The organism is Limimaricola variabilis, from assembly GCF_034371605.1.
Classification (GTDB): domain Bacteria; phylum Pseudomonadota; class Alphaproteobacteria; order Rhodobacterales; family Rhodobacteraceae; genus Limimaricola; species Limimaricola variabilis.
This window is the reverse complement of record NZ_CP139691.1, coordinates 330211-347117: the sequence shown is the minus strand read 5'-3', so window position 1 is coordinate 347117 and position 16907 is coordinate 330211. Positions and strand designations below refer to the sequence as shown.

The 16907-nt window shown below is 67.8% G+C and carries 15 protein-coding genes; 2 read left to right on the top strand and 13 right to left on the bottom strand.

Going from position 1 to position 16907, the window contains the following annotated elements; translation table 11 throughout:
• Positions 1-7: 7 nt before the first annotated feature.
• The 9 genes from T8T21_RS01730 to T8T21_RS01690 all read right to left on the bottom strand — a co-directional run bounded on the left by T8T21_RS01730 (position 8) and on the right by T8T21_RS01690 (position 10054).
• Entirely contained in the window at positions 8-1204 is a 1197-nt protein-coding gene (locus tag T8T21_RS01730; RefSeq protein WP_322336549.1) for an acyl-CoA dehydrogenase family protein, read from the bottom strand.
• A gap of 14 nt (positions 1205-1218) precedes the next feature.
• Complete coding sequence (locus T8T21_RS01725) at positions 1219-2394, bottom strand: acetyl-CoA C-acyltransferase (protein WP_322336548.1); 1176 nt, start codon at positions 2392-2394, stop codon at positions 1219-1221.
• A gap of 14 nt (positions 2395-2408) precedes the next feature.
• The gene (locus tag T8T21_RS01720) at positions 2409-4496 is read right to left on the bottom strand and encodes a 3-hydroxyacyl-CoA dehydrogenase NAD-binding domain-containing protein (protein ID WP_322336547.1); all 2088 of its coding nucleotides are present in this window, start codon (positions 4494-4496) and stop codon (positions 2409-2411) included.
• A 93-nt stretch (positions 4497-4589) separates the two neighbouring features.
• Entirely contained in the window at positions 4590-5402 is an 813-nt protein-coding gene (locus T8T21_RS01715) for an IclR family transcriptional regulator (protein WP_183475254.1), read from the bottom strand.
• A 7-nt stretch (positions 5403-5409) separates the two neighbouring features.
• On the bottom strand, positions 5410-6747 hold the full coding sequence (locus tag T8T21_RS01710) for a TRAP transporter large permease (protein ID WP_183475253.1): 1338 nt from the start codon (positions 6745-6747) through the stop codon (positions 5410-5412).
• A 4-nt stretch (positions 6748-6751) separates the two neighbouring features.
• A complete protein-coding gene (locus tag T8T21_RS01705; RefSeq protein ID WP_322336546.1) occupies positions 6752-7273 on the bottom strand; it encodes a TRAP transporter small permease in 522 nt (173 codons plus the stop codon).
• Between the two features lie 113 nt (positions 7274-7386).
• Positions 7387-8445, bottom strand: a complete 1059-nt coding sequence (locus tag T8T21_RS01700; protein WP_322336545.1) for a C4-dicarboxylate TRAP transporter substrate-binding protein — start codon at positions 8443-8445, stop codon at positions 7387-7389.
• A gap of 116 nt (positions 8446-8561) precedes the next feature.
• Positions 8562-9020 carry a metallophosphoesterase family protein gene (locus tag T8T21_RS01695; RefSeq protein WP_322336544.1) on the bottom strand — a complete coding sequence of 153 codons (459 nt, stop codon included), beginning with the start codon at positions 9018-9020 and terminating at the stop codon, positions 8562-8564.
• Positions 9020-10054 carry an LLM class flavin-dependent oxidoreductase gene (locus T8T21_RS01690; RefSeq protein WP_322336543.1) on the bottom strand — a complete coding sequence of 345 codons (1035 nt, stop codon included), beginning with the start codon at positions 10052-10054 and terminating at the stop codon, positions 9020-9022. The genes T8T21_RS01695 and T8T21_RS01690 overlap by 1 nt, the downstream gene beginning before the upstream one ends.
• Before the next feature lie 164 nt (positions 10055-10218).
• Between T8T21_RS01690 and T8T21_RS01685 the strand changes: the two genes are divergently transcribed.
• Both T8T21_RS01685 and T8T21_RS01680 read left to right on the top strand, forming a co-directional pair.
• Positions 10219-11607, top strand: a complete 1389-nt coding sequence (locus tag T8T21_RS01685; protein WP_322336542.1) for a phospholipase D-like domain-containing protein — start codon at positions 10219-10221, stop codon at positions 11605-11607.
• Between the two features lie 7 nt (positions 11608-11614).
• Positions 11615-12331 carry an endonuclease/exonuclease/phosphatase family protein gene (locus T8T21_RS01680; protein ID WP_322336541.1) on the top strand — a complete coding sequence of 239 codons (717 nt, stop codon included), beginning with the start codon at positions 11615-11617 and terminating at the stop codon, positions 12329-12331.
• 3 nt (positions 12332-12334) lie between these two features.
• On the opposite strand, the gene T8T21_RS01675 is transcribed toward T8T21_RS01680, so the two are convergent.
• The 4 genes from T8T21_RS01675 to xylF form a co-directional block, all read right to left on the bottom strand.
• Positions 12335-13309 carry a nitroreductase family protein gene (locus T8T21_RS01675; protein WP_322336540.1) on the bottom strand — a complete coding sequence of 325 codons (975 nt, stop codon included), beginning with the start codon at positions 13307-13309 and terminating at the stop codon, positions 12335-12337.
• Positions 13310-13507: 198 nt separating this feature from the next.
• Positions 13508-14290, bottom strand: a complete 783-nt coding sequence (locus T8T21_RS01670) for an ATP-binding cassette domain-containing protein (protein WP_322336539.1) — start codon at positions 14288-14290, stop codon at positions 13508-13510.
• A gap of 1 nt (position 14291) precedes the next feature.
• The gene (locus tag T8T21_RS01665; protein WP_221188894.1) at positions 14292-15617 is read right to left on the bottom strand and encodes a sugar ABC transporter permease; all 1326 of its coding nucleotides are present in this window, start codon (positions 15615-15617) and stop codon (positions 14292-14294) included.
• Positions 15618-15711: 94 nt separating this feature from the next.
• On the bottom strand, positions 15712-16746 hold the full coding sequence (gene xylF / locus T8T21_RS01660) for a D-xylose ABC transporter substrate-binding protein (protein WP_322336538.1): 1035 nt from the start codon (positions 16744-16746) through the stop codon (positions 15712-15714).
• Positions 16747-16907 lie beyond the last annotated feature (161 nt).

Sequence of the window (16907 nt, the reverse complement as noted above, 5' to 3'; positions counted from 1 at the left end):
CCGCCCCTCAGAGTTCCAGGATCGCCTTGGCGATGATCGTCTTCTGCACCTCGTTCGATCCGCCATAGATCGAGAGCTTGCGGTTGTTCAGGTAATGCGGCGTCGCAGACATCGCGTAGGACGGGCCGACCGGCCCCTCGTTCGATCCCGCTTCCAGCGCCTCGGAGACGAAGGGCATCGCCCAGGGACCGACCGCCTGCTTGGTCAGCGCGTTGATCTCCTGCCGGATCACCGTGCCCTTGACCTTGAGCATCGAGCTTTCCGCGCCCGGCGCCTGACCAGCGGCGGCGGCCGAGACCACCCGCAGGTTGGTCGTGGCCATCGCCATCAGCGAGATCTCGACCTCGGCGATCTTCGCCGCGAAGAGCGGGTCCTCGATCAGCGGGCGGCCGCCCGACTGTTCGAGCCGCGCGATCCGCTTGAGGTTCGCGAGACCGGCATTGGCGAAGCCCACCCCGGCGATGTTGGTCCGCTCATGCGTCAGCAGGTACTTGGCGTAGGTCCAGCCCTTGTTCTCCTCGCCGACGAGGTTCTCCACCGGCACGCGGACGTTGTCGAAGAAGACCTCGTTCACCTCCGGCTCGCCGTCGAGAAGCACGATCGGGCGCACGGTCACGCCGGGATCGTTCATGTCGACCAGCAGGAAGGAGATCCCCTCCTGCGGCTTGCCCTCCTTGGAGGTGCGCACGAGGCAGAAGATCATGTTGGCGTACTGGCCCAGCGTGGTCCAGGTCTTCTGCCCGTTCACCACGTAATGGTCGCCGTCGCGCACGGCGGTCGTCTTGACCGAGGCGAGATCGGAGCCCGCGCCCGGCTCGGAATAGCCCTGGCACCACCAATCGTCACCGTTGAGAATGCGCGGCAGCCAGTAATCCTGCTGCTCCTTGGAGCCGAACTTCTGCAGCACAGGGCCGAGCATCGCGAGACCGAAGGGCACGATGCGCGGCGCATGGGCGGCGGTGGTCTCTTCCTCGAAGATGTGCCGCTCGACCGCGTTCCAGCCGGCGCCGCCATGCTCTTTCGGCCAGTTGCCCGCGAGCCAGCCCTTCTCGTTGAGGATGGCGTGCCATTCCTCGTAATCCTGCTTGGTCAGGCGCTGGCCAAGGCGCACCTTCTCGGACAGCCGCTCGGGCAGCCGCTCCTCGAGAAAGCTCCGCAGCTCGGCGCGGAAGGCTTTCTGCTCTTCGGTGAAGTTCAGGTCCATTGCCGGGCCCTTTCTCAGTAGATCTCGAACAGGCCGGCGGCACCCTGCCCGCCGCCGATGCACATGGTGACGACGCCGAGCTTGGCGCCGCGACGGCGGCCCTCGATCAGCAGGTGGCCGGTCATGCGCGCGCCGGTCATGCCGAAGGGATGGCCGATCGAGATCGAACCGCCCGAGACGTTGAGCTTGTCGTTGTCGATGCCCAGCGTGTCGCGGCAGTAGAGCGCCTGGGAGGCGAAGGCCTCGTTCAGCTCCCACAGGTCGATGTCGTCGACGGTCAGGCCCTGACGCTCCAAGAGACGCGGCACGGCGAAGACCGGGCCGATGCCCATCTCGTCGGGCTCGCAGCCCGCGACGGCGAAGCCGCGGAAGGCACCGAGGATGTCGAGACCGAGGCGCTCGGCCTCCTTGCGGTCCATCATCACCAGCGCGGCAGCGCCGTCGGAGAGCTGGCTCGCGTTGCCGGCGGTGATGAAGTTGCCTTCGCCGCGCACCGGCTGCAGCTTCTGCAGGCCTTCGAGGTTGGTCGAGGGGCGGTTGCACTCGTCCATCGAGATGGTTTCGGTGACATGCGAGACCTCGCCGGTCTCCTTGTCCTTGACGGCCTTGGTCACTTCCATCGGCGCGATTTCGGCGTCATAGCGCCCGGCCTTCTGGGCTTCGGCGGTACGCATCTGGCTCTGCAGCGACAGCTCGTCCTGCGCCTCGCGCGAGATGCCGTAGCGCTTGGCCACGGTGTCGGCGGTCTCGATCATCGCGTGGTAGAGCTCGGGCTTGTGCTCCTCGATCCAAGCATTGCGCGAATGGCGTGCGGGCGGCTGCACCATCGAGATGCTCTCGACCCCGCCGACCAGCACCGCCTTGGCGCCTTCCTGCGCGATCATGTGGCCACCCATGGCCACCGCCTGCAGGCCCGAGGCGCAGAAGCGGTTGACCGTGGCACCCGCGATCGACACCGGCAGACCGGCGCGGATCACCGCCTGGCGGGCGATGTTTCCGCCGGTGACGTATTCCGGATAGCCGCAGCCGAAGATCGCGTCTTCGATCAGCGCCGGGTCGATGCCGGCGCGCTCGACCGCGTGACGGGCGACGTGGCCCGCCATGTCGGCGCCATGGGTGATGTTGAACGCGCCCCGGGCGGCCTTGCCGATCGGCGTGCGGGCGGTGGATACGATGACGGCGTCGGTCATGTCGTCTCTCCCTCTCAGCCGTTCAGGCTGGCGAATGTGGAATTGTCGGAGGCCAGTCGCGCGAGCAGCGGCGCGACCTTCCAGAAATGATCATCCTCGGCGGCGTAGCCCTCGATCCGGTCGCGGATCACGGCCAGCCCCTCGGTATCGGCGTAGTGCATCGGGCCGCCGCGATGGCGCGGGAATCCGTAGCCGTAGAGCAGCGTCACATCGACATCGAGCGGGCGCTGCGCGATGCCCTCCTCGACCACGCGGGCGCTCTCATTGACCATGGCGGCCATGTAGCGCTCGACGATCTCCTCATCGGTGAAATCGCGCGGGGTCACGCCCTGCTTCTCGCGCTCGGCGGCGATGATCTCCTCGACCTCCGGGTCGGGGCGGCCGCGCGGGCTCTCCTCGTCGTAGATATAGTAGCCGCGCCCGGTCTTCTGGCCGAGCCGCCCCATCTCGTAGAGCGTGTCGGCCCAGCCGGGATAGCGGTCGCGCTCGTGGCGCTGACCGGCTTTCCGCTGCCGCGTCATGTAGCCGATGTCGAGCCCGGCGAGGTCGCCCACCTGATAAGGGCCCATCGGGAAGCCGAAATCGCGCAGCGCCTTGTCGATCTGGTAGGGGCTGGCACCGTCGAGGATCATGTGATCGGCGGCGGTCCGGTAATGCGACAGGATGCGATTGCCGATGAAGCCGTCGCAGACGCCCGCACGAATCGAGACCTTGCCGAGCTTCTTGCCGAGCGCGAAAGCGGTGGCGGTGACCTCGGGCGCGGTCTTGTCCGCGACCACGACCTCCAGCAGCTTCATCACATGGGCGGGCGAGAAGAAGTGCAGTCCAATCACGTCCTGCGGACGGCTCGTGGCCTGCGCGATCTCGTTGATGTCGAGATAGGAGGTGTTGGTGGCCAGCACCGCGCCGGGCTTGGCCACGCGGTCGATCTCGCGGAACACGTCCTTCTTGACGTCCATGCTCTCGAACACGGCCTCGATGATCACGTTGGCCTGCCCCAGCGCGTCGTAGCCGGTGACACAGGAGAGCGCGCCCGAGAGGATCGCGTCGCGCTTGTCTTCCTTGAGCTTGCCGCGCTTCACCGCCGCGGCGAGGTTCTTTTCGATGGTGGCGCGGGCGCGGGATGCGGCCTCCTCGTCGCGCTCGACCAGCGTCACGGTCAGGCCGCGCAGCAACGCCGCGGTGGCGATGCCCGCCCCCATGGTGCCGCCGCCGATCACGCCGATAGCCGAGACGTCGCGGGGGGCGATGCCCTCGATCTCGGGCAGCTTGGCGACCTTGCGCTCGATGAAGAAGGCGTGGATGAGCCCCGCGCGCTGCGGCGTCTCCATCATCTTCATGAACTGGCGCCGCTCCTCGGCGAGGCCCTCATCGAAGCCCAACTTGGTCGAGGCCTCGATCGCATCGAGCGCGGCCAGCGGGGCCACCTCACCGCGCAGCTTCTTCTTGAGCGCGGCGCGGCGCGCATCGAACATCGCGGCGTCATGCTCGGGCGCGGCCATGTTGCGCACCGGGCGCGGGCCCGCGCCCTGCGAGAGCAGTTCCTCGGCATAGGCCAGGCCGGCATCGAGTGCCTCGCCTTCGCCCAGCCTGTCCACCAGCCCCATCTCGACCGCCTTGGCGGCCGGGACCGGCGTGCCGGTGGTGGCCATGTCGATCGCGGCCTCGGCCCCGACCAGGCGCGGCGTGCGCTGGGTGCCGCCCGCGCCCGGGATGACGCCAAGCTTGGTTTCCGGCAGGCCCAGCTGAGCACCCGGGACGGCGACGCGGTAATGCGCGCCGAGCGCGATCTCGAGCCCGCCGCCAAGTGCGGCGCCGTGGATCGCGGCGACGACCGGCTTGGTGCAGGCCTCGATGCGGTTGACCACGTCGGGCAGGAACGGCTCCTGCGGCGGCTTGCCGAATTCCGAGATGTCGGCGCCACCGATGAACAGCCGGCCCGCCCCGTGGATCACCGCGATCTCGGCGCCCTCCGCCTCGAACCGTTCGATCGCCGCTACCAGTCCGGCGCGGACGTCGCGGCCCAGCGCGTTCACCGGCGCGTGGTCGACGGTGATCACCGCGATCCGGCCACGGGTCTCGAAATGCACAGTACCTGCCATTTGATCCTCCTCCTCGGGCTCCAGCCTAACCGATCGCCCGATCAAGTTTCAACATGTAAATCTTAATTCCAACATGCAGAATTAAGAGCACGATTAGATATCGTGCCGGGTCAGGAACGGCCCCTGCCCCATGATCCGCTCCAGCTCGCGCACCCCGGCCTGCAACTTCGGGCCGACCTCCTCGCGCATCCGCTCGATGCTGAGATCCTTGGGCATGGCCCCGCAGGTGAAGATCACCGGCTCGCTCAGGTCGCGCGACTGGAACGGCACCGACACGGCGTGGATGTTGGACGCGAAATAGGCCGCCGGATCGGCGATCACGAAGCCCTCTGTGACGAGCTGGGTATAGGCCTCGCGCCGCGCCGCGCGTGCGCTCTCCTCGTCGAGGCCGCGATGGCCTTCGGCGTCGGCCACGGCTTCGGCGAACCCCTCCTCCGAAAGGGCGGCCAGCATGGCGTGACCCGAGCTCGACCCCTTGAACGGCAGGCGGTGCCCGACCTCGAGCCAGATCGAGGAGACGTTCTGCGGCCGCCATGTCTTGGTGATGAGCACCCGGCCCCGGTCGCGCACCGACAGCAGCGCCAGCGTCGCCGTCTCGTCCGCCACGCGCTGCATGATCGGCCCCGACAGCTCGACGAAGGAGATCGAGGCGCTCGCCACGTTGCCCAGCGCCAGCAGCGCGGGACCCGGCCGGTAGCGGTCGTGCCGGCGCGCATGGGTCAGGTAGCCCAGGGATTGCAGCGTGAAGGTCAGCCGCGAGACGGTCGATTTCGGCAGGCCGGTCCGCTCCGAGATCTCGGCGTTGCCGAGACCGTCATCCGAAGGCCGGAAGGCGCGCAGGACCGACAGCCCACGGGCCAGCGTGGTGGCGAAACGGCGATCCTGGCTTTCATCGGTGATCTTCACGGCAACCTCACATCGAATAGGGTATGACCAGCGACAGCGCCGGCACTGCCATGATCAGGATCAGCACAAGGACGTCCACCGACAAAAACCGCGCGATACCGGCGAAGATGCGGTCGATCGGCACGTCGCGCCCGACCACGCCGGCGATGACGAAGACGTTGAGGCCCACGGGCGGCGTGATCAGGCCGATCTCCAGCAGCTTGATGACGACGACGCCGAACCAGATCAGGTCGAAGCCATAGGTCTCGATCAGCGGGATCATCAGCGGCAGGGTCAGCACCATGATGCCGATCGGGTCCAGGAACATCCCCAGCGCGAGATAGATCAGCGCGATCGCGGCCATCAGCAACACCGGCGACAGCTCGGCGGCGGTGACCGCCTCGACGATGTCGGGTGCGACGCCGGTGAGCGCGATGAAGGCCACGAAGATCTTGGCCCCCGCTGCGATCAGAAAGATTGAGGTGGTCTGGATGCAGGTCTCGCGCAGCGACTCCCAGATCGCGCGGAAGGTCAGCTTGCGCTGCACCAGCCCGATCAGCACCGCGGCCGAGACGCAGACAGCCGCCGCTTCGGTGGCGGTGAAGATGCCGCCATAGATGCCGCCGACGATGATCACGAACAATAGCACAGCGGGCCAGGCTTCGAGCGCGGCGCGGCCGCGATCGGCCATGGAAATGATGCCCGTATAGGCGGGCGCCGCGGCCGGGTCGCGCTTCACCCAGATGAAGATCACCAGGAGGAAGCCCAAGAGCGACACGATGCCCGGCAAGATGCCCGCAAGGAACAGCTGGCTGATCGAGGTCTCGGTGAAGATTCCGTAGATGATGAACAGCACCGAGGGCGGAATGAGCGAGCCAAGCGTGCCGCCGGCGGCGACCGAGGCGGTGGCGAGCCGTTTGTCATAGCCGACCGAGAGCATCTCGGGCGTACAGATCCGACCCATGGTCGAGGCGCAGGCGATCGAGGATCCGGTGATCGCCGAAAAGCCGCCGCAGCCCACGACCGAGGCCATGGCGACGCCGCCGGGCACGCGGGCAAGCCAGACGCGCGCGGCGTGGTAGATCTTGGTGGTGATGTCGGCGCGATAGGCGATGTGGCCCAGTGCCACGAAGAGCGGGATCATCGACAGATCGTAGCTGTGGATCAGGTCGAAGCTGTTCGAAAACACCAGCGAGGTGGTCGGTCGGATCGCCCGCTCGGGCGCGAAGGTCCCGGTGCGGAAGGCAAAGATGACGAAGGTGCCGATGGTGGCAATCGCCGCGAGCGCGAAAGCGATCGGCACGCGCAGCGCCAGCAGGAACAGGACCGCGCCGAAGGCCACGAGACCGATGAGAGTGCCGTCCATGGTCTCAGACCTCTTCGTGATGCTCGGGGCGCGACGGATCGATCAGCACCCGCCGTCCAGCGCGGATCGTGCGGATGTCGCCGACCATCTGGATCGCCAGCCGGAGCCAGCAGAAGGAGACGCCGAACAGGAAGATCACCCGGCCGGGCCATTTCGGGAGGTTGAGCTGACCGAAGAAGTAGCTGCCGGACTGCAACGTGTGCACGGCCTCCTTCCAGCCCGCCCAGATCAGCGGCGCCAGCGCTAGGAGCCCGACGATGGAGCCCAGCACGACCAGCAAGTCCTGTGTGCGTGGCGGCAGCCGCTCCGACAGCACCTCGACGACGATGTTGCCGCGTGCCGCCGCGGTGGCGGCGAGCGGCAGCACGATCGCCGCCACCATCAACTCACGCACCATGTTGATCGTGTCGGGGATGCCCGAGTTGAACAGCGCGCGCAGAAGCACGCTCGACGTGATCAACAGGCCCAGACCGATCACCGCCACGGCGGCGAGGTTGAGCAGGAAACTCTCGATACGGCTCAGCATCGGCACTCCCCTACCGGGCGCGGGCCATGCCCCCGCCGGTCATCGCGGATGTTCGGTGGTGTGAAATGGGCGGCGCGGGTGAGGCGCGCCGCCCGGGATCTCGAGGTCGCGGGTCAGCCGCGCTCCCAGGGATAGCCCTTCTCGTCGACCTCGGCCTGATACTTCTCGATCAGCCCGCGATACTCCTCGAGCAGCGCCTCGCCGTCGAGACCGGCGGCATCGGCCTGGGTCGCCCATTCTTCGAGATAGGTGTTGCCCTTCTCGACCAGCTTGGCGCGCTCCTCGGCGGGCAGCTCGATGATCTCGACACCGGCTTCCTTCATCTTCTCGATGGCGGCGTCGTTATCGGCGTTCACGAGACGGCCGAACTCGTCCGACAGGCCCTTGCCCGCTTCCATCAGCGCCTGCTGCTGGTCTTCGGGCAGCGCGTCGAAGGCGTCCTTGTTCATGAAGATGCCGAGCGCGCCGACCTGGCCCCAGTTCAGCAGGGTGTAGCTGTCCATCACCTCCTGCTGGTTCAGCGCGCCAACGGCATAGGAATAGCCCTGGCTACAATCCAGCAGGCCGGAATCGAGGCCCTGATAGGCGTCGTAGATCGACATGTTGACGAGGTTCGCGCCGAAATCCGCGAAGGTCTTGCCATAGGCGCCGACGCCGCGAACCTTGAGCCCGTCGATGTCCTCGACCGTGCGGATCGCCGCGCCCTTGCAGCCGATATGCACCGCCGAGGTGGTGTAGGTGCCAAGATAGACGAGGTTCTGGTCGGCGAGGTTCGCCTGGATCGCCTCGGAGCCGCGCATCAGCTCGTCGGTGGCCTTCATGCCGACCCAGGGGTCGGGGTTCTGCACCGGCAGGTCGGCGATGCCGTAGGCCAGCATCTCCTGCGGGAAGTAGACACCGATGATCGTGCCGGCATCGGCCACGCCGTCGGCCACGGCCTGGGCTGCGGCGTCGGCCTTGAACAGGGCGCCGCCCCACTGCACGTCGAAGTTCAGCTCGCCGTCGGTGCGAGCCTTCACATCCTCGACGAACCAGTTCAGCGCCTCGGCGCGGGCGCCGCGGTTTGGACCGGCCTCGCCGAAGAACAGCGTGGTTTCGGCATGGGCGATGGAGCCGAGCGCGGCACCGGCGAGAATCGTCGAGGCGAGGGCCGCCTTCAGAAGTCGCGTCATTTCAGTCTCCTCCCTGAAGTTTCGCATAGTGGAATTGTATTTCACTAGTTGAAAGCTACGGGAGGAGCATCGTTCTGGCAACCCGCTGCGTACGCCGCAGCGCGGCATTGGCCGGGTCAGCCGATCAGCTGGAGAAGATCGGCGCGCGGCGCCCCTGCCCCGAGATCCAGAATCGCGAGCGTTACCGGCAGCTTGAACCGGCGCGGCCCGGCAGCGCCTGGGTTGAGATAAAGTGCGCCTTCGACCGTTTCGATGAGCGGTTTGTGCGAATGGCCGCTGATCACGACGTCGATTCCGCTGGCCGCCGGGTCGAAATCGAGCGTCTTGCGGTCGTGGCGCATGTGGATGCGGGTGCCACCCAGTTCCGGCTCCGCCACCTCCGGATAGGCGGCGCACCAAGGTGCGGTGTCGATGTTGCCGCGGATCGCGGTAACCGGCGCGAGCTGCTCCAGCTCGGCCACCAGCCCCTCGCGCCCGATATCGCCAGCATGCAGGATGTGGTCGACCCCCGCCAGCGCGGCGAGGGCCTCAGGTCGCAGAAGACCATGCGTGTCCGAAATGACGCCGACCCGCATCAGGCGGTGGCGCGGCGCAGCTCGGGCGCCACGCGGCTGCCCAGAAGCTCGATCGCCTTCATCAGCTGCGCGTGGTCGTACACACCGATCGCCATCTGGATCAGCATCCGGTCGAAACCGAAGATCTCGTGCATCGCCAGGATCTTGTCGACCAGCTCGGCCGGGCTTCCGACGAACTGCGCGCCATTGGGACCGCGCGCCGCGTCGAACTGGGCGCGATTGGTCGGGCCCCAGCCCCGTTCGCGGCCGATCCGGTTCATCACCTCGGCCTGCGCCGGGTAGATGATGTCGGCCGCCTGCTGGCTGGTCTCGGCAACGAAGCCATGCACGTTGAGCGAGGTCTTCAAGCTCTTCGGATCATGCCCCGCCTGCGCCGCGCTCTTGCGATAGAGGTCGAAGAGCGGCGCGAAGCGCGCGGGTTCGCCGCCGATGATGGCGAGTGCCATCGGCAGGCCCAGAGCACCGGCGCGCGCGACCGATTGCGGTGAACCACCGACTGCCCGCCAGATCGGCAACTTCTCCTGCACCGGGCGCGGATAGACGCCGCGACCGGGGATCTGGTGGGTGTGCGCGCTGCCGGGCCAGCGGATCACCTCACCCTCGTTCAGCGCCATCAGGAGCTGCAGCTTCTCCTCGAACAGGTCCTCGTAATCCTCGAGGTCGTGACCGAAGAGCGGAAAGCTCTCGATGAAAGAGCCGCGGCCGGCGATGATCTCGGCCCGCCCGTCCGTGAGGTTGTCGAGCGTCGCGAATTGCTGGAACACCCGGATCGGGTCGTCCGAGGAGAGCACGGTCACCGCGCTGCTCAACTTGATGCGGCTGGTCCGTCCCGCCGCCGCCGCGAGCGCCACCGCGGGCGCGGAGACGGCATAGTCGGGGCGATGATGCTCACCCAGACCGAAGACATCGAGCCCGACCTCGTCGGCAAGCGCGATCTCCTCGACCAGCTGGCGCAGGCGGAGCGCCGGATCGACCTGCGCGCCGGTCACCGGGTCGCGTCCGACATCGCCGAAGGTATAGAGGCCAAGTTCCATGTCGTTCTCCGCTGGCTGTCACGCAAGAGCTAGCGGCGGCCCATCCCCGGTCCAACTGCCGCCAATGCGCAACGTCTGTGCGGCCTTGCCACGCAGCCGGGAACCCCGTTGCGCCCATGCGGCGTTTGGCTCACATCTGGCCGCAGAAGAGGGAACCCGCGCGATTGTTCAACTATGACACCTTTCTGCTGACCCTGATCGGTGTCGGTCTCGCGCTCACCGCGACGGTGATGCTGCTGCAGCAGCGCCGCACCCCGCAATCCGCCGCCGCGTGGATCCTCGCGATCATCCTGCTGCCCTGGGCCGCGATCCCGCTGTTCTTCGCGCTCGGCTTTCGCAAGACCCGGTCGCGGCATCCCTTCATCCGCTATTCCTCGATGAATGGCGGCGCACGCCCCGACCCGGCGGGCGGCCCGTCGGAGGCATTCCGCGCCTACGGCGTCCCGGCGGCGAGCGAGGGCAACAGGATCGAGCTGCACCGCGATGCCAAGCATGCCCGCGAGGCGATGCGCGAGATGATCGAGGGCGCCGAGCACGAGCTCGACATCACCTTCTACCTGATCCACGACGACGCGATCGGCCGAGACTTCGTCGACCGGCTGACCGCCAAGGTCGAAGCGGGGCTGCAGGTGCGGCTGATCATCGACCGGCTGGGCGGCTTTTGGTGCCCGCGCGAGGCGCTCAGCCGCTTCGAGGCTGCCGGGGGCCAGCTGCGGTGGCACCAGCCCTTTCTGAACTGGCCGCTCAAGGGCCACATGAACCTGCGCAACCATCGCAAGATGATCATCGCGGATCGGGCGCGCGCCTGGACCGGCGGCCGCAATGTCGGCTGCGAATACATGGGCTTCCCGCCGCAGATCGCGCCGGGGGCGCGGGCACCAGAGCTGTGGCGCGACCTGTCCTTCACGCTCGAGGGTCCGTCGGTCGAAGTGCTGTGGGACCTGTTCCGCGCCGATTGGGGCGTGGCCGACCACGAGGCCGAGCCACTGCCCGAACTTCACGTCGCCGCCCGCCCCGGCACGGCGGTGGTGCAGGTCGTGCCCTCGGGCCCCGACACCCATCTCGACCCGCTGCACGACGTGCTGGTGCAGATGATCCACGCCGCGACCCGCCGGGTCTGGATCGCCACGCCCTACTACCTGCCGACAGAGCCGCTCAACGCCGCGCTGTGCACCGCGGCGCGCCGCGGCGTCGACGTGCGGGTGATGGTTCCGGCCCGCTCGAACCAGCGGATTGCCGATTTCGCGCGCGGCGCCTATCTGCGCACGCTTGCCGAGTCCGGAGGAAGGGTGCTGCAATTGCCGCGCCAGATGACCCATGCCAAGGCCGGGGTGATCGACGGCGCCGCCTGGGCCGGATCGGCCAATTTCGACGTCCGCTCGATGCTCCTGAACTTCGAGGTGGCGGTTTTCGTCTACGATGCGCCCTCGGTGGCGTTGCTGTCCGACTGGTTCGAGGCCGAAACCGCGCTGTGCCGCGAAGGCGTGCGGCGCCCGAACATCGGCCGCCGCCTTGCCGAGGGCGTGTTCCGCCTCGGCGCGCCGATGCTGTGAGGGGACCATGAGCGATCCGCATCTTCGCCCCGGCCGGCTGCGGCTGGTGAGCTACAACATTCGCAAGGCGCTCGGCACCGACCGGCGCCGCAACCCCGCGCGCGTCTGCAACGTGATCGCGGCGCTGGAGCCCGACATCGTGGTGCTGCAGGAGGCCGACCTGCGGCTCGGCGCCCGGCCCACCGCGATCCCGTTGACCGAGCTGAGCCAGCTCTCCGGGCTGCGGGCGGTGGATTTCGGGCAGTCGGCCAAGAGCCTCGGCTGGCACGGCAACGCGATGCTGGTGCGCGAGGGCATCGAGGTCAGCGGCCTGCACCGGATGGTGCTGCCCGGCTTCGAGCCGCGCGGCGCCATCGCGGCCGACCTAGAAACTCCGGCCGGGCCGTTGCGCGTGGGTGGGCTGCATCTGGGGCTGCTTCGCGGCTCACGCCGGCTCCAGCTCACCCATATCCTCGACGAGCTCGACCGCATGCCGCAGCGCCCCACGGTTCTGGCCGGCGATCTCAACGAGTGGTCGGAACGGGTCGGGCTGGGACGGCTGGCCAAGCGTTTCGAGATCCACGCGCCGGGGCGCAGCTACCATTCGCGCCGCCCCGTCGCCGCGCTCGACCGGATCGCGACCGGCGCGGGCGTGGTGGTCGAAGGGAGCGGCGTGTGGCACGAGCAGCCTGCCCCCGCCGCCTCGGACCATCTGCCGATCTGGGCCGATCTCCGTCACGCCTGAACGTCAGACGATCAACTCTTCCAGAGGCCGCCGCGCCATCCGCCCGGGCCGGGACTTGGCGCGGCCCAGCCGCACGACCTGAAGCAGCCGCCTTTCCGGGTCGAGACCGACGGTCCGGGCGATCTCATCGCGGGCCGCGTCATCGGCGGTCAGCACCCCCATCGGCCACGCCGCGAGACCGAGCTTCGTGGCCTCCAAGAGCAACCGTAGCAGCGCCCGCCCGGCAGTGACGGGGCTGTCGGTCGCGGGGCGGTGGAACAGCGCGATCACGGCGGACGAGCGGATCTGCTCGGCCTCGCTGGTGACCTGCCCCACTGCCCCGAACATCTCGGCCGGTCGCCATAGCGGCCCCAGCGCCAGCCTTGCCTTGAGTGCCGCTCGAGGCTCGAGCTGCAGCGCCGCCCGGTCGAGCCCGTCATAGCGCTTGCGCGGGTGCCGGGGGCGAATCCGCAGCCAGGACAACAGCTCGTGCCGAACCTCGGGCCTTCGCAGATGGGTCAGCATTGCCCGGTCGTACAGGTCGGCGAGCCAGTCGCGCCGGCTGGCATCGGTGATCAGCAGCGCGTCGCGTCGCGTCCAGCCATAGAGATCCACCGGCCCCGGCTCGTATGGGCCGCGATGGCCGAAGCGCAGCGGCAGCTGCTTGGCCAGGGGGTCGGTGTCGGTCTGTGCCTCGAGGGTGATCCGCCCCGCCATCCGCAGCCCGGGCAGCGTGTCGCGGTCATCCTGCGCCCATTGGTCGGTAAAGACCGCGCCCATCCGCCGCGACGACAGCGCCAGGATCGTCGCCTCGGCCGCCATGCCACAGGCAAGACCGGCCGCGACGGCATTGGGGTCGGATACCTTCAGGACCGCCTCGGGGTCGCAGCCGATCAGGATCGCGTCGCCCTTGCGCCGCCAGCGGGCGGGCTGGGTGTTGAGCGGCGACGGCGCGCTGCGCGCCTCTTCCACGATCTGTCGGAACTGCTCGGTCTGCATCTCACGCTCCCCGGGTCGGCCTGCCCGCTTGCGGCAGACCCTAGCGGCCCATGCCGTCGCGGCAAGCGGTTACGCCCTCCCTGCAGCTCCGGCAAGCTCGGCCAACCGGAGGTCACAGCGCAAGCCACTGTTACGACTGTGTAAATAAAAACGGGCCGCCCCCTGCGGAGCGGCCCCGAATTCGCGCGGAGCGTGTGTTCAGGCGGCTTCGCGTTTCGGGTTCTTGCCGAGAATGATCATCGACAGGATGTCGTCCTCGGTGACGTCCTCGACCCGCTCGGTGCCGACCAGCTGGCCGTTCTTCATCACCGACACGCGGTCGCACAGATCCATCATCTCGCGCGTGTCGTGCGAGATCAGGAAAATGCCGAGGCCTTGCGCCTTCAGTTCCTTGATCAAATCCGCGACCATCGCCGTCTCGTGGACGCCGAGCGCGGCGGTGGGCTCGTCCATGATCAGTATCTTGGCGTTGAAGTAGACCGCGCGGGCGATGGCCACCGACTGCCGCTGGCCGCCTGACAGCGCCGAAACCGGCTCGGAGAGCTTGCGGAAGTTGGGGTTGAGGCGCGCCATGATCCTGCGCGTCTCGGCCTCCTGCTTGGCGTCGTCGACGAAGCCGATCTTGGTGGTGATCTCGCGCCCGAGAAACAGGTTCGAGGCGGCGTCGAGATTGTCGGCCAGCGCGAGCGTCTGGTAGATGGTCTCGATGTTGTAGCGCCGCGCGTCGCGAGGGCTCTGGATGTTGGCCTTCTCGCCGTTGATCCAGATCTCGCCCGAATCCGCCTTGTAGGCGCCCGAGAGGATCTTGATCAGCGTCGACTTGCCGGCACCGTTATGGCCCAGCAGCCCCACCACCTCGCCCGGGTAGAGGTCGAGCGAGACGCCGTCGACGGCCTGCACGCCGCCGAAGGCGATGCGGATGTCCTTGAGTTCGACCAGCGGCTTGGCGCCGTTGGCGCGGGGATCGGTGTTGCGGTCCATCTCACTTCCCTCCGATGCGGCGGCGATAGATGATGTCGATCAGTACGGCGGCGACCAGCACGGTGCCGACGACGATGTTCTGCAGCGGCGCGTCGACGCCGACCATCGCCATGCCCGATTGCAGCGACTGCATGATCAGCGCACCGAGAATGGCGCCGTAGATCGTGCCGATCCCGCCGGAGAGCGCGGTGCCGCCGATCACGGCGGCGGCGATCACCCGCAGCTCGTCGAGCGTGCCGATGTCGTTGGAGTGGTTGGTCAGGCGCGCCGAGGCGACCACGGCCGAGATCGCGACCAGGATGCCCATGATGGTGAACACCTTGACGGTCAGCAGGCGGGTGTTGATGCCCGAAAGCTCGGCCGCGTCGGGGTTGCCCCCGGTGGCGAAGATGTAGCGTCCGAGCCGTGTCTTGCGGGCGATCACGGTCATCACCACGGCCACCGCGATCAGCAGCAGCACCGAGTAGGGAATGCCGTAGGCGGCGGTGTAGCCCTCGGGCATCTCCATGCCGCGGGCTGCAAAGTCGCGCGCCAGCACCCGGGACGGGATTTCATAGGCATTGAGGATCGCCACGAAGCCCAGGATGGCACCGGCGACGATGGCCATGACGACCGCCTCGGCCCAGATCGGCTTGACCGGGAAGCCATGGCCGATCTTGTTGCGCCGCGCCGAGAACAGAGCGGCCACGGCGAAGGCGGCGGCGAGCAGCCCCGCGATCCAGCTCCATTGCGCACCGAGCGTGCCGTTGATGCCGCCAAAGGCCTGGAAGGTCTCGTCGAGCGGCCCGATGGTCTGGCCGCTGGTGATGTACCAACCGACGTTGCGCCAGATCAGCAGACCACCCAGCGTCACGATGAAGGCGGGGATGGTGAGGTAACCCACGAGCCAGCCCTGGAAGGCGCCGATCGCGGCACCGGTGATCAGGCCCGCGACGATGGCGAGCCAGGGCAGCGCCGCGTGGCCCAGCGGCAGGCCGAGCGTGTCGGGCAGCCAGCGGGTCTGCATCATCGCCATCACTGCCGAGGCGGTGGCCAGCAGCGCACCGACCGACAGGTCGATATGCCGGGTGACGATGATGAACACCATGCCGGTGGCCATGATCGCCACGGAAACGGTCTGGATCGACAGGTTGAAGATGTTGCGCGGCGTCAGGAAACGCCCGTCGGTCATCACGTTGAAGACGACGCAGACGGCAATGAAGGCGCCGACCATGCCGAGCAGGCGCAAGTCGATCTCGAGCTGATTGATGAAGGAGCGTGCGGGGGCCTTTTCCGCTGGCCGCTGCCCAGAGGGCGCGGCGTTCGGAACGGTATCGGTATCGGACATCTGGGGACTCCTGGACGGAGAGCGGCGCGGGGGAGCGCGCATGGCGTTGGAACGCGAGGGCCCCGGCCCGGATCACCGGGCCGGGGCGCGAGGGTCATTCGGCGCAGGCGGGGACGTCACCGGTGACGCCCTGGCACAGCGTCTCCTGGTCGATCCAACCGGCATCGACCACGACGTCGAGGTTCTCGCGGGTCACCGGGACCGGATCGAGGAACTTGGCCCACAGCGTGGTGCCGGCGGGGGAGGTCCACTCTTCGGCACCCTCGATGGCGCTCATCTCGGTGCCCGAAGCCAGCTCGACGGCGATCTCGCCGGCTTCGCGGCCCAGCTCGCGGCTGTCCTTCCAGACCGAGACGGTCTGCGTGCCCTGCGCGACGCGGTTGAGCGCGGCGTGATCGGCGTCCTGGCCCGAGACCGGGATGCCGTCCATGCCCTGCGCGGTGAGCGCGGCCACGGCGCCGCCGGCGGTGCCGTCATTCGAGGCCACGACTGCGTCGACCTGGTTGTCCTGCGCGGTCAGGATCTGCTCCATGTTGCGCTGGGCGTTGGCGGGCAGCCAGCCATCGGTATAGGCCTCGCCGACGATGGTGATCGCGCCGGAATCGATCGCCTCCTGCAGCACTTCCTGCTGACCGCCGCGCAGGAAGTCGGCGTTGGGATCGGTGGGCGAGCCCTTGATCATCACGTAGTTGCCCTCGGGCGCGGCCTCGAGCACGGCGCGGGCCTGCATCCGGCCGACCTCGACGTTGTCGAAGGTCAGGTAGAAGGCGCGGTCGTCCTCGATCAGGCGGTCATAGGCGATGACCGGGATGCCTTCGTTGAAGGCCGCCTCGACGGCGGGGCCGATCGCCTGGGTGTCCTGCGCGAGGATGATCAGCGCGTCGACACCCTGGGCAATCAGGCTCTCGACGTCGGAGAGCTGCTTAGAGGACGAGGACTGCGCGTCGGCCGAGACATATTCGGCGCCGGCGGCCTCGAGCGCGGCCTTGATCGCGGCCTCGTCGGTCTTCCAGCGCTCTTCCTGGAAGTTGGACCAGCTCACGCCCACGGTCATGCCGTGCTGTTCGGCGATCGCGGTCGTGCTGAAGCCGGCCGTCAGGGCGACGGCGGCCAGAATTGCGTTGCGCATGGGTATCCTCCCTAGAAAATGTCCCGTCCCACCGGGATGCCGGTCCCTCCTGGAAACCGGTTGAGCGTCACACTCGCACATTTAATTCGATTGTCAAAATATATTTTGCCAAAGCTTGCCCAATAAGGGTAACAATCTATGGCAGGCCGGACCCATCTCGG